This is a genomic window from Shivajiella indica, assembly GCF_042683085.1.
GTDB classification, from domain to species: Bacteria; Bacteroidota; Bacteroidia; order Cytophagales; family Cyclobacteriaceae; genus Shivajiella; species Shivajiella indica.
On sequence record NZ_JBHUIV010000020.1, the window covers coordinates 310,016 to 326,901 of the forward strand.

Annotated in this window: 19 protein-coding genes and 1 other RNA gene; 3 read left to right on the plus strand and 17 right to left on the minus strand. The window is 37.7% G+C overall.

Annotated elements, in window-relative coordinates; genetic code table 11:
- Positions 1-18: 18 nt before the first annotated feature.
- Positions 19-297, minus strand: a complete 279-nt coding sequence (locus ACFSKV_RS15520) for a co-chaperone GroES (RefSeq protein ID WP_380804711.1) — start codon at positions 295-297, stop codon at positions 19-21.
- A 217-nt stretch (positions 298-514) separates the two neighbouring features.
- On the opposite strand from ACFSKV_RS15520, the gene ACFSKV_RS15525 reads away from it, so the two are divergent.
- A complete protein-coding gene (locus tag ACFSKV_RS15525; RefSeq protein ID WP_380804714.1) occupies positions 515-1,222 on the plus strand; it encodes a hypothetical protein in 708 nt (235 codons plus the stop codon).
- A gap of 34 nt (positions 1,223-1,256) precedes the next feature.
- Here the strand turns inward: ACFSKV_RS15525 and secG are convergent, their stop codons facing one another.
- From secG to ffs, 10 genes are all read right to left on the minus strand, one after another.
- Positions 1,257-1,637, minus strand: coding sequence for a preprotein translocase subunit SecG (secG, locus tag ACFSKV_RS15530; RefSeq protein WP_380804716.1), 381 nt, complete (start codon positions 1,635-1,637; stop codon positions 1,257-1,259).
- A 1-nt stretch (position 1,638) separates the two neighbouring features.
- Complete coding sequence (locus ACFSKV_RS15535) at positions 1,639-2,604, minus strand: hypothetical protein (protein ID WP_380804718.1); 966 nt, start codon at positions 2,602-2,604, stop codon at positions 1,639-1,641.
- Between the two features lie 37 nt (positions 2,605-2,641).
- Complete coding sequence (gene lptE, locus ACFSKV_RS15540; protein WP_380804721.1) at positions 2,642-3,187, minus strand: LPS assembly lipoprotein LptE; 546 nt, start codon at positions 3,185-3,187, stop codon at positions 2,642-2,644.
- The gene (locus tag ACFSKV_RS15545; RefSeq protein ID WP_380805118.1) at positions 3,174-4,457 is read right to left on the minus strand and encodes a sigma-54 interaction domain-containing protein; all 1,284 of its coding nucleotides are present in this window, start codon (positions 4,455-4,457) and stop codon (positions 3,174-3,176) included. The genes lptE and ACFSKV_RS15545 overlap by 14 nt, the downstream gene beginning before the upstream one ends.
- A 12-nt stretch (positions 4,458-4,469) precedes the next feature.
- Positions 4,470-5,933, minus strand: a complete 1,464-nt coding sequence (gene miaB, locus ACFSKV_RS15550; RefSeq protein ID WP_380804724.1) for a tRNA (N6-isopentenyl adenosine(37)-C2)-methylthiotransferase MiaB — start codon at positions 5,931-5,933, stop codon at positions 4,470-4,472.
- Positions 5,934-6,159: 226 nt separating this feature from the next.
- The gene (locus ACFSKV_RS15555) at positions 6,160-7,569 is read right to left on the minus strand and encodes a S41 family peptidase (RefSeq protein WP_380804727.1); all 1,410 of its coding nucleotides are present in this window, start codon (positions 7,567-7,569) and stop codon (positions 6,160-6,162) included.
- Between the two features lie 116 nt (positions 7,570-7,685).
- On the minus strand, positions 7,686-8,396 hold the full coding sequence (locus ACFSKV_RS15560; RefSeq protein ID WP_380804729.1) for a cell division ATP-binding protein FtsE: 711 nt from the start codon (positions 8,394-8,396) through the stop codon (positions 7,686-7,688).
- A gap of 2 nt (positions 8,397-8,398) precedes the next feature.
- On the minus strand, positions 8,399-8,602 hold the full coding sequence (locus ACFSKV_RS15565; RefSeq protein WP_380804731.1) for a fructose-6-phosphate aldolase: 204 nt from the start codon (positions 8,600-8,602) through the stop codon (positions 8,399-8,401).
- A gap of 126 nt (positions 8,603-8,728) precedes the next feature.
- Positions 8,729-9,388 (minus strand): fructose-6-phosphate aldolase, encoded by a 660-nt coding sequence (gene fsa / locus ACFSKV_RS15570; protein WP_380804733.1) that lies wholly within the window; start codon positions 9,386-9,388, stop codon positions 8,729-8,731.
- Positions 9,389-9,572: 184 nt separating this feature from the next.
- Positions 9,573-9,659, minus strand: an RNA gene (gene ffs / locus ACFSKV_RS15575) — signal recognition particle sRNA small type.
- A 141-nt stretch (positions 9,660-9,800) separates the two neighbouring features.
- Here ffs and ACFSKV_RS15580 point away from each other — a divergent pair.
- Entirely contained in the window at positions 9,801-10,112 is a 312-nt protein-coding gene (locus tag ACFSKV_RS15580; protein ID WP_380804736.1) for a hypothetical protein, read from the plus strand.
- A 115-nt stretch (positions 10,113-10,227) separates the two neighbouring features.
- Here ACFSKV_RS15580 and ACFSKV_RS15585 read toward each other — a convergent pair whose 3' ends face one another.
- From ACFSKV_RS15585 to ACFSKV_RS15610, 6 genes are all read right to left on the minus strand, one after another.
- Positions 10,228-11,418: a hypothetical protein gene (locus ACFSKV_RS15585; RefSeq protein WP_380804739.1), complete on the minus strand. Its 1,191-nt coding sequence runs from the start codon at positions 11,416-11,418 to the stop codon at positions 10,228-10,230.
- A 10-nt stretch (positions 11,419-11,428) separates the two neighbouring features.
- The gene (locus ACFSKV_RS15590) at positions 11,429-12,253 is read right to left on the minus strand and encodes a type 1 glutamine amidotransferase (RefSeq protein WP_380804742.1); all 825 of its coding nucleotides are present in this window, start codon (positions 12,251-12,253) and stop codon (positions 11,429-11,431) included.
- A 93-nt stretch (positions 12,254-12,346) separates the two neighbouring features.
- Positions 12,347-13,453, minus strand: a complete 1,107-nt coding sequence (locus tag ACFSKV_RS15595; protein ID WP_380804745.1) for a carboxylate-amine ligase — start codon at positions 13,451-13,453, stop codon at positions 12,347-12,349.
- Between the two features lie 2 nt (positions 13,454-13,455).
- Positions 13,456-14,412, minus strand: a complete 957-nt coding sequence (locus ACFSKV_RS15600) for an ATP-grasp domain-containing protein (RefSeq protein WP_380804747.1) — start codon at positions 14,410-14,412, stop codon at positions 13,456-13,458.
- A 16-nt stretch (positions 14,413-14,428) separates the two neighbouring features.
- Positions 14,429-15,142, minus strand: a complete 714-nt coding sequence (locus ACFSKV_RS15605) for an esterase family protein (RefSeq protein WP_380804749.1) — start codon at positions 15,140-15,142, stop codon at positions 14,429-14,431.
- 352 nt (positions 15,143-15,494) lie between these two features.
- Positions 15,495-16,004: a gamma carbonic anhydrase family protein gene (locus tag ACFSKV_RS15610; protein WP_380804752.1), complete on the minus strand. Its 510-nt coding sequence runs from the start codon at positions 16,002-16,004 to the stop codon at positions 15,495-15,497.
- Positions 16,005-16,142: 138 nt separating this feature from the next.
- On the opposite strand from ACFSKV_RS15610, the gene ACFSKV_RS15615 reads away from it, so the two are divergent.
- Positions 16,143-16,859: a YceI family protein gene (locus ACFSKV_RS15615; RefSeq protein ID WP_380804755.1), complete on the plus strand. Its 717-nt coding sequence runs from the start codon at positions 16,143-16,145 to the stop codon at positions 16,857-16,859.
- Positions 16,860-16,886: the final 27 nt, after the last annotated feature.

Below are 16,886 nucleotides of genomic sequence, written 5' to 3' on the forward strand. Positions count from 1 at the left end.
TTGATTTTAAATAGATGATTACAGAATAGCGAAAATGTCAGCTTCTCTCATGATCAGATAATCATGCCCATCTACGGAAAGCTCGGTACCTGCATACTTACCATAAAGTACTGTGTCACCCACTTTAACAGTCAATGGTTCATCTTTTTTGCCATTTCCCACTGCCACTACAGTTCCTTTTTGAGGTTTTTCTTTGGCAGTATCCGGAATGAAAAGGCCGGAGGCAGTTTTCTCTTCAGCTGCAGCTGGTTCAACTAGAACTCTGTCTGCAAGAGGTTGGATGTTAACTTTTGACATAATTATTAAACTTTTAAAGGTTAGTTCGAAAATGTTACAATGCCTAATAATCATTTCCTGTGCCAATCTTTAGCGTTCTGGTCAATCTGACATAAAGGCGTAAATTTTATATAAGAACATGTCAGTACCTCCCTCTTGGTAATTCCTTTACTGCCAATTTTTCTTTTACTCTTTTTTTAATTGTCAGTTTTTTTTAAATTTTAGCAAAGTTGATTTTATGAAAACACTGTCTGAAAATTGGATTACGGAAGGTTGGATAGATTTTGAGTATAAAAAATACCTACTGCTAGCCTACCTTCAACATGTAGATGCCCAGTTCAAAGAAGTAAAGTTATATCCTCCTTTAGCTGACCTGATCCATCATTATTCCAAACTCCAATCTTTTGCAGAACATAAGGAAAAACTCAAATCTTCCTTTCCCAAAATGCTGCAGGGGCCTGATTTAAAGGAGATGAAATTGAATTATAAACCCTTGGTAATTGATGATGAACTGATGAACCAATTGGAAGAAATAGTCCAATACTCCCTGCCTCAGTTCAAAAAGGCAATAGAGGATGGAAAAAACATTTACGACTTTTTGGAGCAGGAGATGTCCATAGAACCTGTTGGCCTTTCACCTCTTTATCAAAAGGAAGGATACGTGTTCCTTTCCTTTGACAGAAGTAGGGAAATATATGTTTACCGCTATAAAGTCAGTCTTTTCCAAAACTCTGTTGATTCATTTAAAGGAATCATGATGCAGCTCATTAATAAAGTGAGAAGGACAATTACCCAGACTTTTGAACAGGTAAAACTGGATTTGATAAAGACCTATAAGGAATTGCCGAATCCTGCAACCTTTAGGATCAACAGTCCCCAAATTATTCCGGTTCAGGAGAGTTTTGTTCCGATTTCAAAAAGGTTATTGCTGAAGACAATAGAATAAAAAAGCCCGATCAAATCGGGCTTTCTTTAATTTTTTATTCGTTCTCCGGTTCTTCCTCAGTAGCCGAATCCTGTTCCGTCTCAGGTGCTGTTTCCTGGGCAGGTAAAAGACTCTCTACGTCTCCAAATGAAGGATTTATTACCTGTTTTTTAGCATTCTCAATATTTGGGGAAGTGAATTCTCCTCCATTTTCCTGGCTGTAGAAAGCGGAAGAAGTTAAGGACAATACCAAAATGGCAATGGATAATACCCAGGTAGATTTCTCTAAAATATTACCTGTCTTAGTTACCCCCATGATTTGGGAAGCACTTCCTCCAAATGCAGCTCCAACACCACCTTTGGAATCCTGCGCAAGGATCACCAAAACCAATAAAACTGCCAATAATACTATAATACTAATTAATACAATGAACATGTTATGGATTGTTTTCTTCTAATTCTTTTAATCGGTCTGCAAAATAAGTGTTTTTATCTGGAAATTTCACCATTAATTTTTTATAAATTTCTTTGGCTTTGAGATTTTTTCCCTGTTTGATCAAAAGTTTGGCATAGGCTTCTGTGACCAAGTCAGGGTTCAATTGGGTGCTTTTTTCAGATAAATCATCCTGCCTTTGCTGCCCCTCAAGTTCCTTTAGGGTTGCCAGTTTAATTTCTTTTTTACTAAACGCCTTGATGATGTCTATTTGTTCCTGTTTCTTTTTATCAACAATTTCTTTTTTTTCTTTCCTACGAATGGATTCAATTAATTCATCTTTATAAACTTTTCTTTTTTTATTGTTGGATTTTTCTTTTTCACCCTCATCAGCTTTCTCAATTATGGTGCTTTTGGTCTCAATAGGTTGTGAAATGATACCAATAGGATTTTCTTCTGGTTGTGCAGGTTTGATTTTGTCTAATTCAGCAATAGGGCCTGTGGATTTTTTTTCAATTCTATCCAATTTTTCCAAGGCCTTCATTTTACTTAAAGCAAGATCTTCTCCCAATTTTTTTAAAGTCGCAGTGAGATCCTTATTTGTGTTTTTTTTCTGAGGTTCCGGAATTAACTGATCTTTTAATTCGTCCTTGAAATTATTTGAGAATTCTGATTTCTGGGGAGTTATGGTTGCTGCCATCTGAACTTCAATCTGGTTAGCAATTTGTTCAAATGGCGCCTCAGTCTCCACCATCTTTTTTAACCAAACCCTATCAGGACTGGTTACTGAAGCCCAAGGAAGCAATTCTTTCGAATGGCCTGATGTAGTTGTAAATTCATATTTAGCCAATAAAACTTTAGGAATCTGAAAAAAAGGAAAGGTCTCATGGATTTTAATGAGATCATTGAAATCATCTTTGTTCAGATGGTTTCCATTTTTAATAATTCCAAGAAGTTGTATTGGATTCACAATTTGGAAGTTTAATAGATTTTAAATTTACACAATTTTACCAATTGGCGACGGTTGCCGTGAAAATATCCTGAATTATACTGTCAAATATTTCCTGAATTAATTCTCCCTCCACCTGAAGAATTGAAGTCTGCCTGGGATCATAATCCTTAAAAAAGGAAAAACTTCTTTTTAGACCTTCCTCTTCATTTACCGTATTCACATATTCCACATCAACTGTAATTGTTAGCCGCATTTGCCCGGCTCTATCCGGCACATTGGCGGGATCGGTCGAACTCACAGTGGCCTGAGGTGTGATGGTATATCTGGAAATCGCTCCTGCAAACTGGAGGTCACCATTGTTTCTGACTAATTCTAGTTGGGTATTCCTTTGGTAAAAGTCCTTCAGTGATTCTGTAAAGGTCTGTTCCATATTGGCAGGCCCACCTCCTGAATCATTGAAGAAATTTTCAACTGAAAAAGTCTTGATGATTTCATAATTGATATTGGTGCCGGTAAAACTATAACTGACAGAACAGGATTGAAGCACAAGACTTGCAAAGCAAAATATAAAAAGGGTTCCTATATTTCTAATCAATATCATATTGCTTGATTTTCCGATATAACGTCCTTTCCGAAATCCCCAGGTCATTGGCAGCATATTTTCTCTTATTATTATGCTTTCTCAATGCCCGTAAAATCATTTCCTTTTCTTTCTTTTCCAAAGATAAGGAGTTGTCATCCTCCTCATGAATAATATCTTCAATCGCTTCCTCCTCATAATCTCCCATTTCTTCTTTTTTGCTTTGTGAATCTAGCACAATTGGAACATTTACAGAAGGGGCCTGAACTTTACTTTCCTCAAAAGGTATGGGTGACTCCAGGTCTTCAAATAGTGTTTGGTGCTTGTTGATGATGGAGGAATTAAGCCCACCGGACTGATAGGTCTCCAAAACCAGTTTTTTCAGCTCGTTCATATCCTTTTTCATATCAAAAAGGACTTTGTATAGAATTTCCCTTTCTGAAAAGTCAGAAGATTCAGAGCCTGTTCCTCCACTGAAAACTGCAGGAAGACGGGTTTGATCCGTGGGCAGATACCTGGATAAAGTTGCAGCATCTATCTCTCTTTCATGTTCCAAAAGAGAAATTTGTTCTGCTATATTTTTGAGCTGCCTTATATTTCCGGGAAAAGGAAACCTAAGCAATAATTTTTTAGCATCTTCATTGAGGGACACCGGTTTTACTTTATACTTTTCAGAAAAATCAGAAGTGAATTTTCTGAAAAGTAAAATCATATCTTCTCCTCTCTCACGCAAGGGAGGAACATAAATGGGAACTGTATTTAACCTGTAATACAGATCTTCCCTGAATTTTCCCTTTTCTACCGCCTTGATAAGATTTACATTGGTAGCAGCAATGACTCTCACATCAGTTTTTTGTACCTTGGAAGAACCTACTTTAATAAACTCTCCATTTTCAAGGACCCTGAGCAACCTGGCCTGGGTGCCTAAAGGCATTTCCCCGATTTCATCCAGAAAGATTGATCCTCCATCAGTTACTTCAAAATAACCTTTTCTTGCCTCATGGGCACCTGTAAAAGATCCTTTTTCATGTCCGAATAATTCCGAATCTATGGTTCCTTCCGGAATTGCCCCACAGTTAATTGCTATGAATTTGCCATGTTTTCTTGCACTTAAGGAATGGATGATTTTTGAGAATGACTCCTTTCCACTACCACTTTCCCCAGTAATCAAAACGGTCATATCGGTGGGGGCTGCCTGCATGGCAACAGATATGGCATGATTTAATAATGGGCTATTGCCTATTATCCCAAATCTTTGCTTAACACTTTGAATTTCAGCAGCTGAAAACATCATCATGGAATTTTAATTAGGAAAAACTTCTCCAAAAAGTGTCGCCGCAGAACAGTCCACAATCCTGACTTTGACATAATCTCCTTTTTTATAATCCTGATTGGGTATGATCACCACTTTGTTGGCAGAGTTTCTACCTTTCAACTGGTTTTCGGACCGTTTTGAAGTTCCTTCAATCAGGATTTCCTGGATTTTACCTATGTCCAACTTGTTTCGTTCCAATGAAAGTGATGTTTGTTTATCAATGATTTCAGCAAGCCTCCTTTTTTTCGTCTCCAAAGGAATATCATCTATGTATTTTTTTGCTGCAAGGGTCCCAGGCCTTTCTGAATAATAAAACATATAAGAAAAATCATACTTGACAATATCCATCAAGGTTAGGGTATCCTGATGTTCCTCTTCTGTTTCTGTACAGAATCCTGCTATCATATCCGAAGAAATTCCACATTCTTCTCCCAATATTTCTCTGATTGCCCTAACCCTGTCCAAATACCATTCCCTGTCATAGGTTCTGTTCATGAGCTCCAGTACCCTGGAATTACCACTTTGTACAGGCAAATGGATATATTTACAGATGTTGTCATACTTTTTCATGGTATAAAGTACTTCATCTGTAATGTCTTTTGGGTGGGAAGTAGAGAACCTTACTCTTAGAAGTGGGTTAACCTGCGCAACCATTTCCAATAGGTGGGCAAAATTGACTACTTTGGAGACTACTTCCTCTTTTTTGTTCAACCTGGCTTTATTGTTCTCTTCAGGTGACCATTTGTAAGAATCCACATTTTGTCCTAAGAGAGTAACCTCTCGGAAACCATTCTGAAAAAGCTGCCTGGCTTCGTTTACGATAGAATAGGGGTCACGGCTTCTTTCTCTTCCTCTTGTAAATGGAACCACACAGAATGAACACATATTATCGCAACCCCGCATGATGGAAATAAAGGCACTTACACCATTGGAATTAAGTCGGACAGGCGAAATGTCAGCATAGGTTTCTTCTCTGGATAGAAATGTATTTACCCCTTTATTACCCTCTTCAGCGGAAGAAACCAGACTAGGTAAGTCCCGGTAAGCATCAGGGCCAACGACCACATCCACAATTTTTTCTTCCTCCAGTAATTTCTCTTTCAGCCTTTCTGCCATGCAACCTAAGACACCAATGGTCAATTCTGGTTTGTTTTTTTTGACAGAATTGAATTGATTCAATCTTTTTCTGACGGTTTGTTCAGCTTTTTCCCTGATGGAACAGGTATTTAAAAAAATAACATCTGCCTGTTCGAAATCCGATGTAGTATCAAAGCCATTTTCTTTCATGATTGAGGCCACAATTTCCGAATCGGAAAAATTCATCTGGCACCCATAAGATTCAATATAAAGCTTTTTGGACTTACCTGTATTTTCTTCTTCTGTGGTTTTAAAATCACATGCCTGCGCCTCCTCCGGTGCAATAATATCTATGTCCTTAATAAAGTTTTCCATGGATGTAATCAATTCGAGTTGCGAAATTAAGAAAATACCGACAAAATGACAGTTTTTGTTTTGTTATTTTCTTAATTGAAAGGCATAAACTTTCCCGAAATGAAGATTTATCAAATAGATGTAATTTGATCAAACAGGGAGTAAATACTAAAAGAGGCTGCCCAAAAATAGGTACAACCTCTCATTACAATTTTTCTATTGATTGTTTGAATAAACAAAGACAATTCTAGTGTTTTCTAAGATTCATTATTTGGTTTTTTAGGATTGATTCTGTTTCAATCAGCTGTCCAAATCTGGTTTTGTTATCAAGAGAACTTCCTATTATTTCCCGATCCCAGGTTTCCAATCTAGCCCCGGCAGTTGAAATGCCTTGGATATGATCCAAGGTAAGTTTCAACAAAAGTTCCTCAGTATCTCCGAGGGGTAATAACCTGCTTTGGTTGATTAATTCCCTTCCTTGAATATTGGGGATAAAACCATTAGAAAATTCTGATTCCCCATTCTTGTTGGAATCCTTAAATACAATTGGCAATATTCCATATTTGTTATTGGGGTTATCCTCATCTTCAAGTGGAATAGAACCCACATTTTTACCGACAGTTATGTCTCCTACCAAGAAAACATCCATATAAGGTTTTAGACCATTGATAATCAACTCACTGGCAGAAGCAGTCCTACCTGAAGTGATTACGTACACCCTGTTTCCATTAAGAATTGGACCTAAATTTTCGGATTTTGTGACAAATTTTGTTTCTACATTTTGAAAATCTTCAAATCCTGAAAGGAAACTGTTGAAAATTCTTTTTGAAAACACATCCTGGTTTGTTACGTTAGGGGCAATCAGACTGCCCAGGTTTATAGCACTACTCACAAATCCCCCACCATTGTACCTAAAATCCAAAATCAAATGATTGATTCCTTCTGCTTTGAATCTGGCAAAAATCTGGTCCATTTTATCATTATATGCAGATGGATTTTGGGTAGTTCCCGGGGCAAAGAAATGGTATATCACATAACCAACTTTTTCACTGTTTACTGTATAAATGGTGTCCAAAAAATTAGGATCTTCTGCGATTTCCATCACCGAAAGATCAAAGGCTGGAAGAGGACCAAACGAATTGGTTTCAGGATTGAACCTGAAAGCAGTAACGGAATGGTTCTCAGATCTTTTCCTTAATAAAGTTTGATAATTATCCAAAGTCATCCTTTCTCCGTTAATTCTTTCAATACGGTCTCCTCTTTTTAGTCCGACACTTTCAGCAGGACTTCCTTTTTTAATATAAGTGATAAAAGCAATGACATTGTTATTTGTCTGACTTTCCCTTGCCAACAATATCTCATATCCCGCTTCTAAACTCACACCTTGTAAGCTATTCATCAGTTCCTGGTAATCAGGGTAAATGGCAGAAAATCTATCAGTGGGCCTAAAGAGTAGGGATTCAAAGTAATTTTCAGGATCCGAATCTTTTGAAATCGGTCTTCTCATGTCATCCAACCAAAAATAGACCTGGTCCATAACCTCCTGAATCCAGGTATTGATAGCGGCGTTAGGGGACAATTGCGGTTCGACCTTTTCCTCCTGACATGCATTCAAAGCTAGGAAGGTTCCTAACAAGAATAGGAGTTTGGTTTTCATTCTGAAAGGCTTTATCATAATCAAACTTATTTGCTCAATAAACCAATAATTTTCCTATAAAGTTTAATACCAACTATATTAATCAAAAAGTATGATTTTGTCTAAAAAAAAACACCTCAATAAGAGGTGTTAATGGTGATGTCAGAAGTTTTGCTGTCCAAGAGTTTTCCTTTTTCGCATTTCAAAACTCTGTAAGGGTATTTTCTGAGCAGGTCGTGGTTATGGGTAGCCATCAAAACAGCTGTACCTTCCTTATTGATTTCCTGGAAAAGTTTGAAAATCCCGTCTGCTACATCCGGGTCAAGGTTGCCTGTAGGTTCATCAGCCAACAATATGGATGGCTGATTGATCAAAGCTCTTGCAATCACCACACGTTGTTGCTCACCTCCCGATAGCTGATGCGGCATTCTACTGGAAGCATCAGCCAAACCTACCTTTAAAAGAACCTCTGTCATCCTTTTTTTCATTTTGGATTTGTCAGTCCAGCCTGTTGCTTTCATGACAAAAAATAAATTTTCTGCTACCGTTCGGTCAGTGAAAAGTTGAAAATCCTGAAAAACAATACCTAATTTTCTCCTAAGAAAAGGAATTTCATTTTTTTTGATTTTTTCCAAATGAAAGCCCACAATTTCAGCTTTCCCCAGTTTTAAAGGAAGATCTGCATAAAGTGTTTTTAAAAGGGAGCTTTTGCCACTTCCAGTTCTTCCAATCAGGAAAACGAATTCATCTTTTTCAATGGTAAAATCAACATCTGAAAGAATGGCATCCAATCCCTGGAAAACACAGGCATTTTCTACTTTTATGATAGGTTCACTAGTAAAAACCATATTTATAGTTCAAGTTTTTGAAGTTTTCCAAACGGTATTTGATTGATCAGGGCTTCCAGTTCTTCTTCTTTGCCTTCCAATCCGAATTTTTCCAGATTTTTCATGGGCCTGTCGGCCCTAAAGTAAGCTACCAACACGAAATTCTCATCCCTTATCTGGATATAATCGGGTATTTTTGCTTTTCCTTTAACTTTAATGATATACATCTAAAAGAAGGTTACTGTAACAACGTTAATTTTATGAACTATTACTAAGAAGTTGTAAAATTTTTCAATAAAATGGGGTAGTGGGCTATTGCCAATACCAGTCAATACACCATCTGTGAATAATTTCTATTTACCAGCAGCTTTAGCATGGTCAGCCAGGAACTGGGCAAGACCGGAATCAGTTAATGGATGCTTTAACAGCCCAGTGATTACCTTAAGTGGACAGGTTGCTACGTCTGCTCCAATTTCCGCACATTTGATTAAATGCATGGTGTGCCGGATAGAAGCGGCCAAAACCTGTGTAGCATATCCATAGTTCTCATAAATGTTAACGATCTGTTCTATGAGCTCTAATCCATCATAGGAAATATCATCGAGCCTGCCAACAAAAGGGGAAACATAAGTTGCGCCTGCCTTTGCGGCAATGATAGCCTGTCCGGGACCAAAAATCAAAGTGCAATTGGTCCGTATACCTTCACTGCTGAAATATTTTATTGCTTTTACTCCCTCTTTGATCATAGGGACTTTTACAACAATTTTATCATCAATTTTTGCCAATTCTTTTCCTTCTCTGATCATGCCTTCAAAATCAGTTGCAATTACCTCGGCACTGACATTGTCATCCACAATGTCGCAAATTGCTTTATAATGTGCCTTTACATTGGCATCTCCACTGATCCCTTCTTTTGCCATTAGGGAAGGGTTGGTTGTAACTCCATCCAAAACACCCAAATCATAAGCTTCTTTGATTTCATTTAGGTTGGCGGTGTCAATAAAGAATTTCATACGGTTCAATTTATGGTTTTAAGAGGAAACAAAGTTAATTGAATAATGGGGAATTGGAAGTTTGTGTAAATGAAAGATTCCAAATTTCCATGAAAAAAAGAATTTTTAATTGTTTTCAGGAAAATCAACTTTCCTTACAAAAGGAAAATAATAAAAACTAAACATAAAGTTAATCAATTCAAAAAAAGAAGCGGCATCGCACCGCTACAACCGCCTACCCTTGCTTCCTTCCGGACCTGGGGGATTCAGCAGGAGCTGGTCGTGCCGCTAGGCCACAAAGGTAAGTCAAATTAATTTTCCTTCAAAAATCATTTTTTAATTCCTGTCTTTAAAAAGCTAAATGTCTAATCCTCAAGGGTAAAATTTATGGCAAAGTTTTTGTTTATTTTAAAGCGTAAAAACAAATTTTATTATGAAAAACATATTTATTTTATTGGTAACCTTGGTTTTATTAGGTTCTTGTGCTTCAAAACCCGAGTTTCAACAAGGCATGACCGAAAAGAAATTCCTGAGACAGAATAAAGAGGCGGTTTTATCTGGAATCGATGGTAACCTCAAGACTTACAGGGTGAATAGGGGGGAGCGTTTTTATGTTTTGGCAACTTTTGAAAATGGAAAATTAATAAAATTGGAAGAAAAAGAAACGGCACCCGGATGGCCCTCAAACGAAGCTACTGGAAATAAACCTGATGGGATTCGGCTGAATGAAACTATCTTTCCATAAAATCAAAAATCCGAAAACGACCTTTTCGGATTTTTGATTTTATGCCATGTCAACTGACACTAGGTAAGACTTCCAGGCCGGTTAATCTAAATTGCCCTTTATTCCGGTGAGTGTGTTATTTTTCAAAAAGACCGATGGTGCCTCCGACCCAATCTTTGTCTTTATTGAACTTCACACCAATCATCTCTCCGCGACTCAATCTGACTACATTACTGACCAAAGTTGGATTTTCATCACTTTCAGGCCATAATGCCAAAATCCTGACCTCTGCTTTCACACTCCCTTCAATGGCTTTAACAACGGGTGCATAGTTAACTTTTCTCTGAAGAATGTAGAGATCTTTTTGTTTTACTGCTTCAATATCTGATTTTTGAACATGGTAAATTACCCCAGTTCCAGAAAAAGAAAACAAAGGTTTGAGTACATAGTTTTCAAGATCAGCCGGTATTTCCTTCAGTTCACTTAATAAGGTAGATTCTATAAAATAAGGTCCTGAAAGATAAGGTAGAATAAACTTGCTTATCCTATAAAACCAGTTGGGATGACCTGCCCATTCTACATCTAGTTCATCCATAAACGAGAACTGAAGACGGAGATCTTTCCTGCTTTCAAGCTCGTCAAAAATGACCCGGTTATATATTCTTTTGATGAGGATTTCTGCTCCATTATCATTTGTATAAAAAAGTTGATTGCCTTTTTTGATCGCTTCAGTAACACAGACATAGGGTATGCCTAAATCTCTTTTACAGTAGTAAAAATCAATTTTAGTATTCTGTTTTTCAGGTTCAATCTCCAGCAAAACAACATGCTGTGGCTCCATGCCATTTAAGATAGTCTTTTTGAGTAAGTCATAATAGCCCTTTTCATTCAAACCATTAAGGAAAGGGGAAACTCCATCTAAAAAAGGATAAGCCTTTACAATTTTTTTGTAAAGTTGGGGCTGAAAATTGAATATGGAAGGAAAACCTTGGGCCTCTATCAATTTGGGTACTATTTGTCCATTTTCTTCACAGATTCCAAAATCAATAGCAAGGAAATTAGTATGCAGATCCTCGTTTGGGACATTGTAATTGACCAAAAGAGATTTTTGGGTCAAATCTTTGAAATCTTTTCTTTTGATAAAGTCAATCAATTGTTGACAACCTTCCAATAGTTGCGACTTCAATTTTTCAGAAATAAAAAATGGGGTTTCCGCTACACGGAAAGTCGGCAAATAATCAAAATCTGATCGGATGTCTTCCAAAAAAGACTGATATATCGATTGGTCGAAACTTTTATTGAAAAGATCGCGGTATTTTTGAACCATACATCGAAGATTAAACTAAAATTTCTTGCTGTTCCCTGATTTTTTTAATGGATCTCCTGAGAAAATTAGGGATAAGGGTTTCGTTGGTTTTGTAGATAGTGTGTTCTTCAACTACATGTTCCAGCATAAGTAAGTATCTCGTTTTACCTTTAAGAGCAATGATTTCATCTCTTACTTCATGCTTTTTCAAATGGCTCAAAAAACCTACCGGATCTGCTTCAGGATGAAACTGTGTCCCTACCAATTCAGGTGAAAAACGGATGGCCATGATCGCCCTCTCATATTCCACATGGTTCCTGATCTTCTCCAAAGATATGATTTCAGCCCCCATTTCTTTGAAGCGTTTTAAATGTGGCTGTACTACCTGATAATCTCTCGAATCTATAGCCCAATAGGGATTATCCAAGCCTTCCAACAAAGGGTCATTCATTCCCTGTTCAGTTTTGTGTACAGTAAGTACCCCAAAAGAAGTGGATTTTCTCTTGTTCACCTCTGCCAAACCAAAATGTTTGACTGCCATTTGAAATGAATGGCAGATAAACAGCATGTATTTCTTTTTATGATGTGTTTGATTCCAGGAATAAATGTCGTCCAATAATTTCCCAAACTTCACCTCCCAAATTCCATCTCCTTCCAAGGGGTTTCCCGGCCCACCGGAAGAAATGAAAAGGCTATATTCCCTCACATCCGGTAGTTCATGTTTCTGTCTTACATCAAAAACATCTAGACTTAGCTCTTTTTCAAATCTCCCCACTATATCATGGATACACCTCATTCCCTGATTGGCTTTGCCATTGTACATGTCCAACAAAGCGACTTTTATTTTTTTCTGCATGGTGATTTGAAATTTGAACCTACAAATTAAAGGGTATTATCCAATGAATCAGAGGAAATGAAAGAGAATATACTTTTGGTTTCAAGTATCTTTTCAAATCCCCTTGGTGAATTCCCCGACTATGAAGTCCACAACCTTGCCAAGATCATTGGTTTCCTGAAAGACATTTAGCTGCCTGTCGGCTCCTGTACCTTCAGCGAGGATTTTATGGATGTAGTTTATTTCTTCCCTGCTTCCCAGTTCATCCACAACGTCATCAATGAATTCAAGCAGTTCCAACATCAGGGCTTTATATTCCACCTCTTTCTTTTGACCAAAGTCAATCATCAGTCCTTCTGTGCCATATCTTGCAGCCCGGAATTTATTTTCTCTGATCAACGCAATCCGGTAGATATTGAAACTGGTGTTCATCATGTGCATTTTATATAGCTTGGCCACCACCGCCTGAATCAATGCTACAATACAAATGGTTTCATCCACCGTCAGGCACATATCACAGATCCTGAATTCAATGGTACTGAAAAAAGGATGCATCCTGAGATCCCACCATATTTTTTTTGGATTGTCAATACAATTGGTTTTAACCAAAGTGTCCAGAAAATTGTCATAGGACTGCACTGAATCAAAATATTCGGGTAAGCCGGTTCTTGGAAATTTAGCAAAAACGTGGGCCCGGTAAGCTTTGAACCCCGTATCCCTTCCTTCCCAAAACGGGGAGTTGGTAGAAAGTGCATAAATATGCGGTAGGAAATAACAGGCCTGATTCATGATATGAAGGGCTGTTTCCCTGTTTTCAATACCTACATGTACATGTAGACCAAAAATTAAATTGGATCTTGCCGTGTCCTGCAATTCTTTCACGATATGGTGATACCTGGGATCATCAGTGATGGGTTGGTCCTGCCATTTGGCAAATGGGTGGGTTCCTGAAGCCCCGACAATCAATCCCTGTTCAGAAGCAAGGTCTACAATTTTCCTTCTTAAGTAGGCAACCTCTTTTTTAGCATCTGAAATGTTCTGGCAGATATTGGTTCCAACTTCCACTACGGATTGGTGCATTTCTGCTTTGACCTGCTCTTTCAGAAAGATTTTGGCTCCATCCACTATTTTGGACATGTGAGACCTTAAATCCCTGGTTTCAGGGTCGATGATTTGATATTCTTCTTCAACCCCTAAAGTAAAAACGGGTAGTTTTCTCATTGCTAAAATCTTTTTGCCGTACTGACTGCATCTTTCATAAATGTTCCCCAAGTGAGGTTGACCTGACCGGGTTTTTGGGATTTGGCATAAGCAATAGCCATTTTTGCTGCTTCTTCCACTACCCAATCAAAATTTTCCTGACCTACGGAATTGACATCTGCATCTGGGGCAGGGTTCCCAAAATCAATCGCATAGGGAACGCCATTTCTTACCGCAAATTCCACTGTGTTGAAATCATAACCCAGTCCCTGACAAAGTTTAATGGAATATTCTTTAACTTTGGCCAATAATTTTTTGGAGGCTGGAGGCCTATCTACAACATACCTCAAATGGTGAGGATTTCTAGGTTCATATTCCATGATCCGTACAGCTTTTCCTCCCAAACAGTATACACGGAAGTATTCGTCAAAAACAATTTCTTCCTGGAGCAACATGACCAATTGTCCGGTTTCCCTATGTTTTTGGAAAAACTCATCTTTATTTTCCAATCGGTAAACGTTTTTCCATCCACCCCCCGCATAGGGTTTCATGTAAGCTGGAAATTTTACATAATCAAATATCCCTTCCCAGTCCAATGGCATCTTGAGGTTGCGGAATGACTTGGAAGTAGTGTCTGTCGGATGTTCTGCAGATGGAAGAATCACTGTATTGGGTAATGGAACCCCCAATTGGTCCGCCAGACAGTTATTAAAAAACTTATCATCTGCACTCCACCAAAATGGATTGTTGATTACTGCGGTTCCCGTCAAAGCAGCATTTTTCAGATAAGCCCTGTAAAATGGGACATCTTGGGATATTCTATCAATAATGACCGCATATTCTGTAAGCCTGTTTTGGATCACTTTATCTATGGAAACGGGTTCTGCAATGATACCTTTTTCTTTTTTTTCATTTACCCTTTCTACAAATGCATGAGGAAAAGTGTCTTCCATGCCAAAAAGAATTCCTATTTTTTTCATAAAGTTTTGCTATTATTTAGGTGAATTTTATTCTTGATAAATAATGAGGGAACATTTCTTTCCACACCGGCCAATCATGATTTCTGTCTCTTCTGACATCCAACCAATGTCTTATCCTTTTTCCTTCCAAAACATCACTGAGTTTGATATTGGCATCAAAACAGATATCCCAATTTGAAGTACCCAGTACAATGTCCATGTTCCATAATTCCCCATCATGTAAGCCTGGCAAAAATTCCAAAGGGGAATTATAAAAGATATCCTCATGAATATAACCGTCCATAAAATTCCTAATGGAAAATGCTCCTGACATGGAAAACATATGGCTGACATATCCTGGGTGCCTAAAAGCAAAATTCGCGGCATGATAGCCTCCAAAGCTGCAACCTGCCACCACCACTTTTCCCACTCCAGTATTAAAACGTATCCTTTCTACAATTTCATGACAGATCATTTTATCGTAGGCAATATGATTTTGTATTCTTTGATGGGCATGTATGTGCTTGTTGTAGAAACTGTTTTTATCATTGCTTTCCGGGCAATAAATCTGAATTAATCCCTGCTCGATAAACCAGCGGGCAGAACCAATCAATCCCATATCCCTATTTTCATGGAATGATCCCATTGAAGTTGGGAAAACAATTACTGGGTATCCTCGGTGTCCAAAAACCAACATCTCAACATCTCTGTGAAGATGGGGTGAATACCATTTAAAATATTCCTCTTTCATAAAATTTGTGTCCAAGTCTTATTAAAAATAGTCCGCTTTTAGTGATAAGCAAAGAATTAATGCAAAGATTTTTATAGAAAAAATAAATAGTAGAATAGTTTGAACTTGGATTGAATTTTCAAATTGCAATAAAGACTGCTCTTGTCCTATACAATATTTTGAATTTTGGTAATTATGAATTAATAACTTTGTTTAATTAAAAAATATCAGATTTTTTCAAAATAAACTTTTAAAATTATTATTGATAATAGTTGTGAAAAAATGAAAGAAAAATATTTGATAATTTTCAAATTGGAGAACCTACAAATATTTGAAACCATACAAATAATTTTTCCCTAAGATTGAAAGCAGGCTATTTAAACCATTCTGAATACATGGGGTAATTCCTGGCTGTTCTCTGAATTACCTCAAGCATCTCAGGGCCTGTTTCTTTGACTTTTTTCGCAGGCATTCCGGCATAAATGCAATTGGCTTCCACCACGGTGCCAGCAAGCACAACTGCGCCGGCCGCTATTACGGCTCCAGAATGTACAATAGCATGGTCCATTACAATAGCTCCCATTCCTATCAGCACATTGTCGTGTATTGTACAGCCATGCACGATTGCATTATGGGCAATTGAAACCTTGTTTCCAATGTATGTTCCTGCTTTTTGATAGGTACAGTGAATTATTGCACCATCTTGAATGTTGGTATCATCGCCTATCCTGATCTCATGAACATCTCCTCTAACTACTGCATTGAACCAAACTGTACAATTTTTCCCCAATACAACATCCCCGACTACGGTCGCATTATCTGCTAACCAGCAATTTTCTCCAAAAACGGGGCTTTTCCCCCTAACTTCTTTTATTAAGGCCATTCTTTAAATTCTTTCTCGCTTTGGGAATAATTAATTTGTTTCCAAAGTTATTTTTTTTTGATCAATTCTGAACTTTTTTTCAGAGTCTTGGTTTTACGTGTATATACATACAATATTGAAACTAAACTAAAACAAATTATGAAATTATTGCAAAAGACAGGTTTGTTCTTAGCTGCTGCCCTAATGGTGGTTGCTTGTGGTCCAAAAAGTACTGTTGAAACTACAGATGCCCAGGATGTTGCAGAAGCTACAGGGCTTACCTTGGCAGTTAATACAGAAACCAGCAAAATTGACTGGAGAGGTTATAAGCCTGCCGGTCAGCATTTCGGTTATATTCCAGTCACTGAAGGTCAGGTTTTCATCGAAGGTGATGCCCTTACCGGCGCTAAATTTGTATTCGACATTACTGGCTTAAAAATTCAGGATATGCAGGAAACTGATGAAAGTTATCCAAAACTTTGGGGACACCTCCAATCAGCAGACTTCTTTGATGCTTCAAATTTCCCACAAGCGGTATTTGAACTTACTAGTGTAGAGCCTTATTCTGCCGGTTCCATTGAAAATAAGGTTGAGTTTGAAACTGCAAATACGCCGAAAAGTGATTCAGAAATTGCAGTAGAAAACCCAACCCACTGGATTTCAGGTAACCTGACCATGAGAGGGACTACCAAAAACATTAAATTCCCTGCTTATGTATCTGTTGAAAATGGAGCAGTAACTGCAAAAGCAGGTTTTAATATAGATAGAACAGCCTGGGGCTTGGCTTATGGAGATGAAAGCAATGCTGTTGATAAAGCTAAAGATCAATTTATTTACAACACAGTGAGTGTAGGATTTGACATTAAAGCCAACTAATTACACATACCACAAAAAATTAAAGAG

What these genes read in the sequence shown, in the direction of transcription:
- ACFSKV_RS15520 (WP_380804711.1), bottom strand. Translation starts at nt 297, where the DNA reads ATGTCAAAAGTTAACATCCAACCTCTTGCAGACAGAGTTCTAGTTGAA.
- ACFSKV_RS15525 (WP_380804714.1), top strand. Translation starts at nt 515, where the DNA reads ATGAAAACACTGTCTGAAAATTGGATTACGGAAGGTTGGATAGATTTT.
- secG (WP_380804716.1), bottom strand. Translation starts at nt 1,637, where the DNA reads ATGTTCATTGTATTAATTAGTATTATAGTATTATTGGCAGTTTTATTG.
- lptE (WP_380804721.1), bottom strand. Translation starts at nt 3,187, where the DNA reads ATGATATTGATTAGAAATATAGGAACCCTTTTTATATTTTGCTTTGCA.
- ACFSKV_RS15545 (WP_380805118.1), bottom strand. Translation starts at nt 4,457, where the DNA reads ATGTTTTCAGCTGCTGAAATTCAAAGTGTTAAGCAAAGATTTGGGATA.
- miaB (WP_380804724.1), bottom strand. Translation starts at nt 5,933, where the DNA reads ATGGAAAACTTTATTAAGGACATAGATATTATTGCACCGGAGGAGGCG.
- ACFSKV_RS15555 (WP_380804727.1), bottom strand. Translation starts at nt 7,569, where the DNA reads ATGAAAACCAAACTCCTATTCTTGTTAGGAACCTTCCTAGCTTTGAAT.
- ACFSKV_RS15560 (WP_380804729.1), bottom strand. Translation starts at nt 8,396, where the DNA reads ATGGTTTTTACTAGTGAACCTATCATAAAAGTAGAAAATGCCTGTGTT.
- ACFSKV_RS15565 (WP_380804731.1), bottom strand. Translation starts at nt 8,602, where the DNA reads ATGTATATCATTAAAGTTAAAGGAAAAGCAAAAATACCCGATTATATC.
- fsa (WP_380804733.1), bottom strand. Translation starts at nt 9,388, where the DNA reads ATGAAATTCTTTATTGACACCGCCAACCTAAATGAAATCAAAGAAGCT.
- ACFSKV_RS15580 (WP_380804736.1), top strand. Translation starts at nt 9,801, where the DNA reads ATGAAAAACATATTTATTTTATTGGTAACCTTGGTTTTATTAGGTTCT.
- ACFSKV_RS15585 (WP_380804739.1), bottom strand. Translation starts at nt 11,418, where the DNA reads ATGGTTCAAAAATACCGCGATCTTTTCAATAAAAGTTTCGACCAATCG.
- ACFSKV_RS15590 (WP_380804742.1), bottom strand. Translation starts at nt 12,253, where the DNA reads ATGCAGAAAAAAATAAAAGTCGCTTTGTTGGACATGTACAATGGCAAA.
- ACFSKV_RS15595 (WP_380804745.1), bottom strand. Translation starts at nt 13,453, where the DNA reads ATGAGAAAACTACCCGTTTTTACTTTAGGGGTTGAAGAAGAATATCAA.
- ACFSKV_RS15600 (WP_380804747.1), bottom strand. Translation starts at nt 14,412, where the DNA reads ATGAAAAAAATAGGAATTCTTTTTGGCATGGAAGACACTTTTCCTCAT.
- ACFSKV_RS15605 (WP_380804749.1), bottom strand. Translation starts at nt 15,142, where the DNA reads ATGAAAGAGGAATATTTTAAATGGTATTCACCCCATCTTCACAGAGAT.
- ACFSKV_RS15610 (WP_380804752.1), bottom strand. Translation starts at nt 16,004, where the DNA reads ATGGCCTTAATAAAAGAAGTTAGGGGGAAAAGCCCCGTTTTTGGAGAA.
- ACFSKV_RS15615 (WP_380804755.1), top strand. Translation starts at nt 16,143, where the DNA reads ATGAAATTATTGCAAAAGACAGGTTTGTTCTTAGCTGCTGCCCTAATG.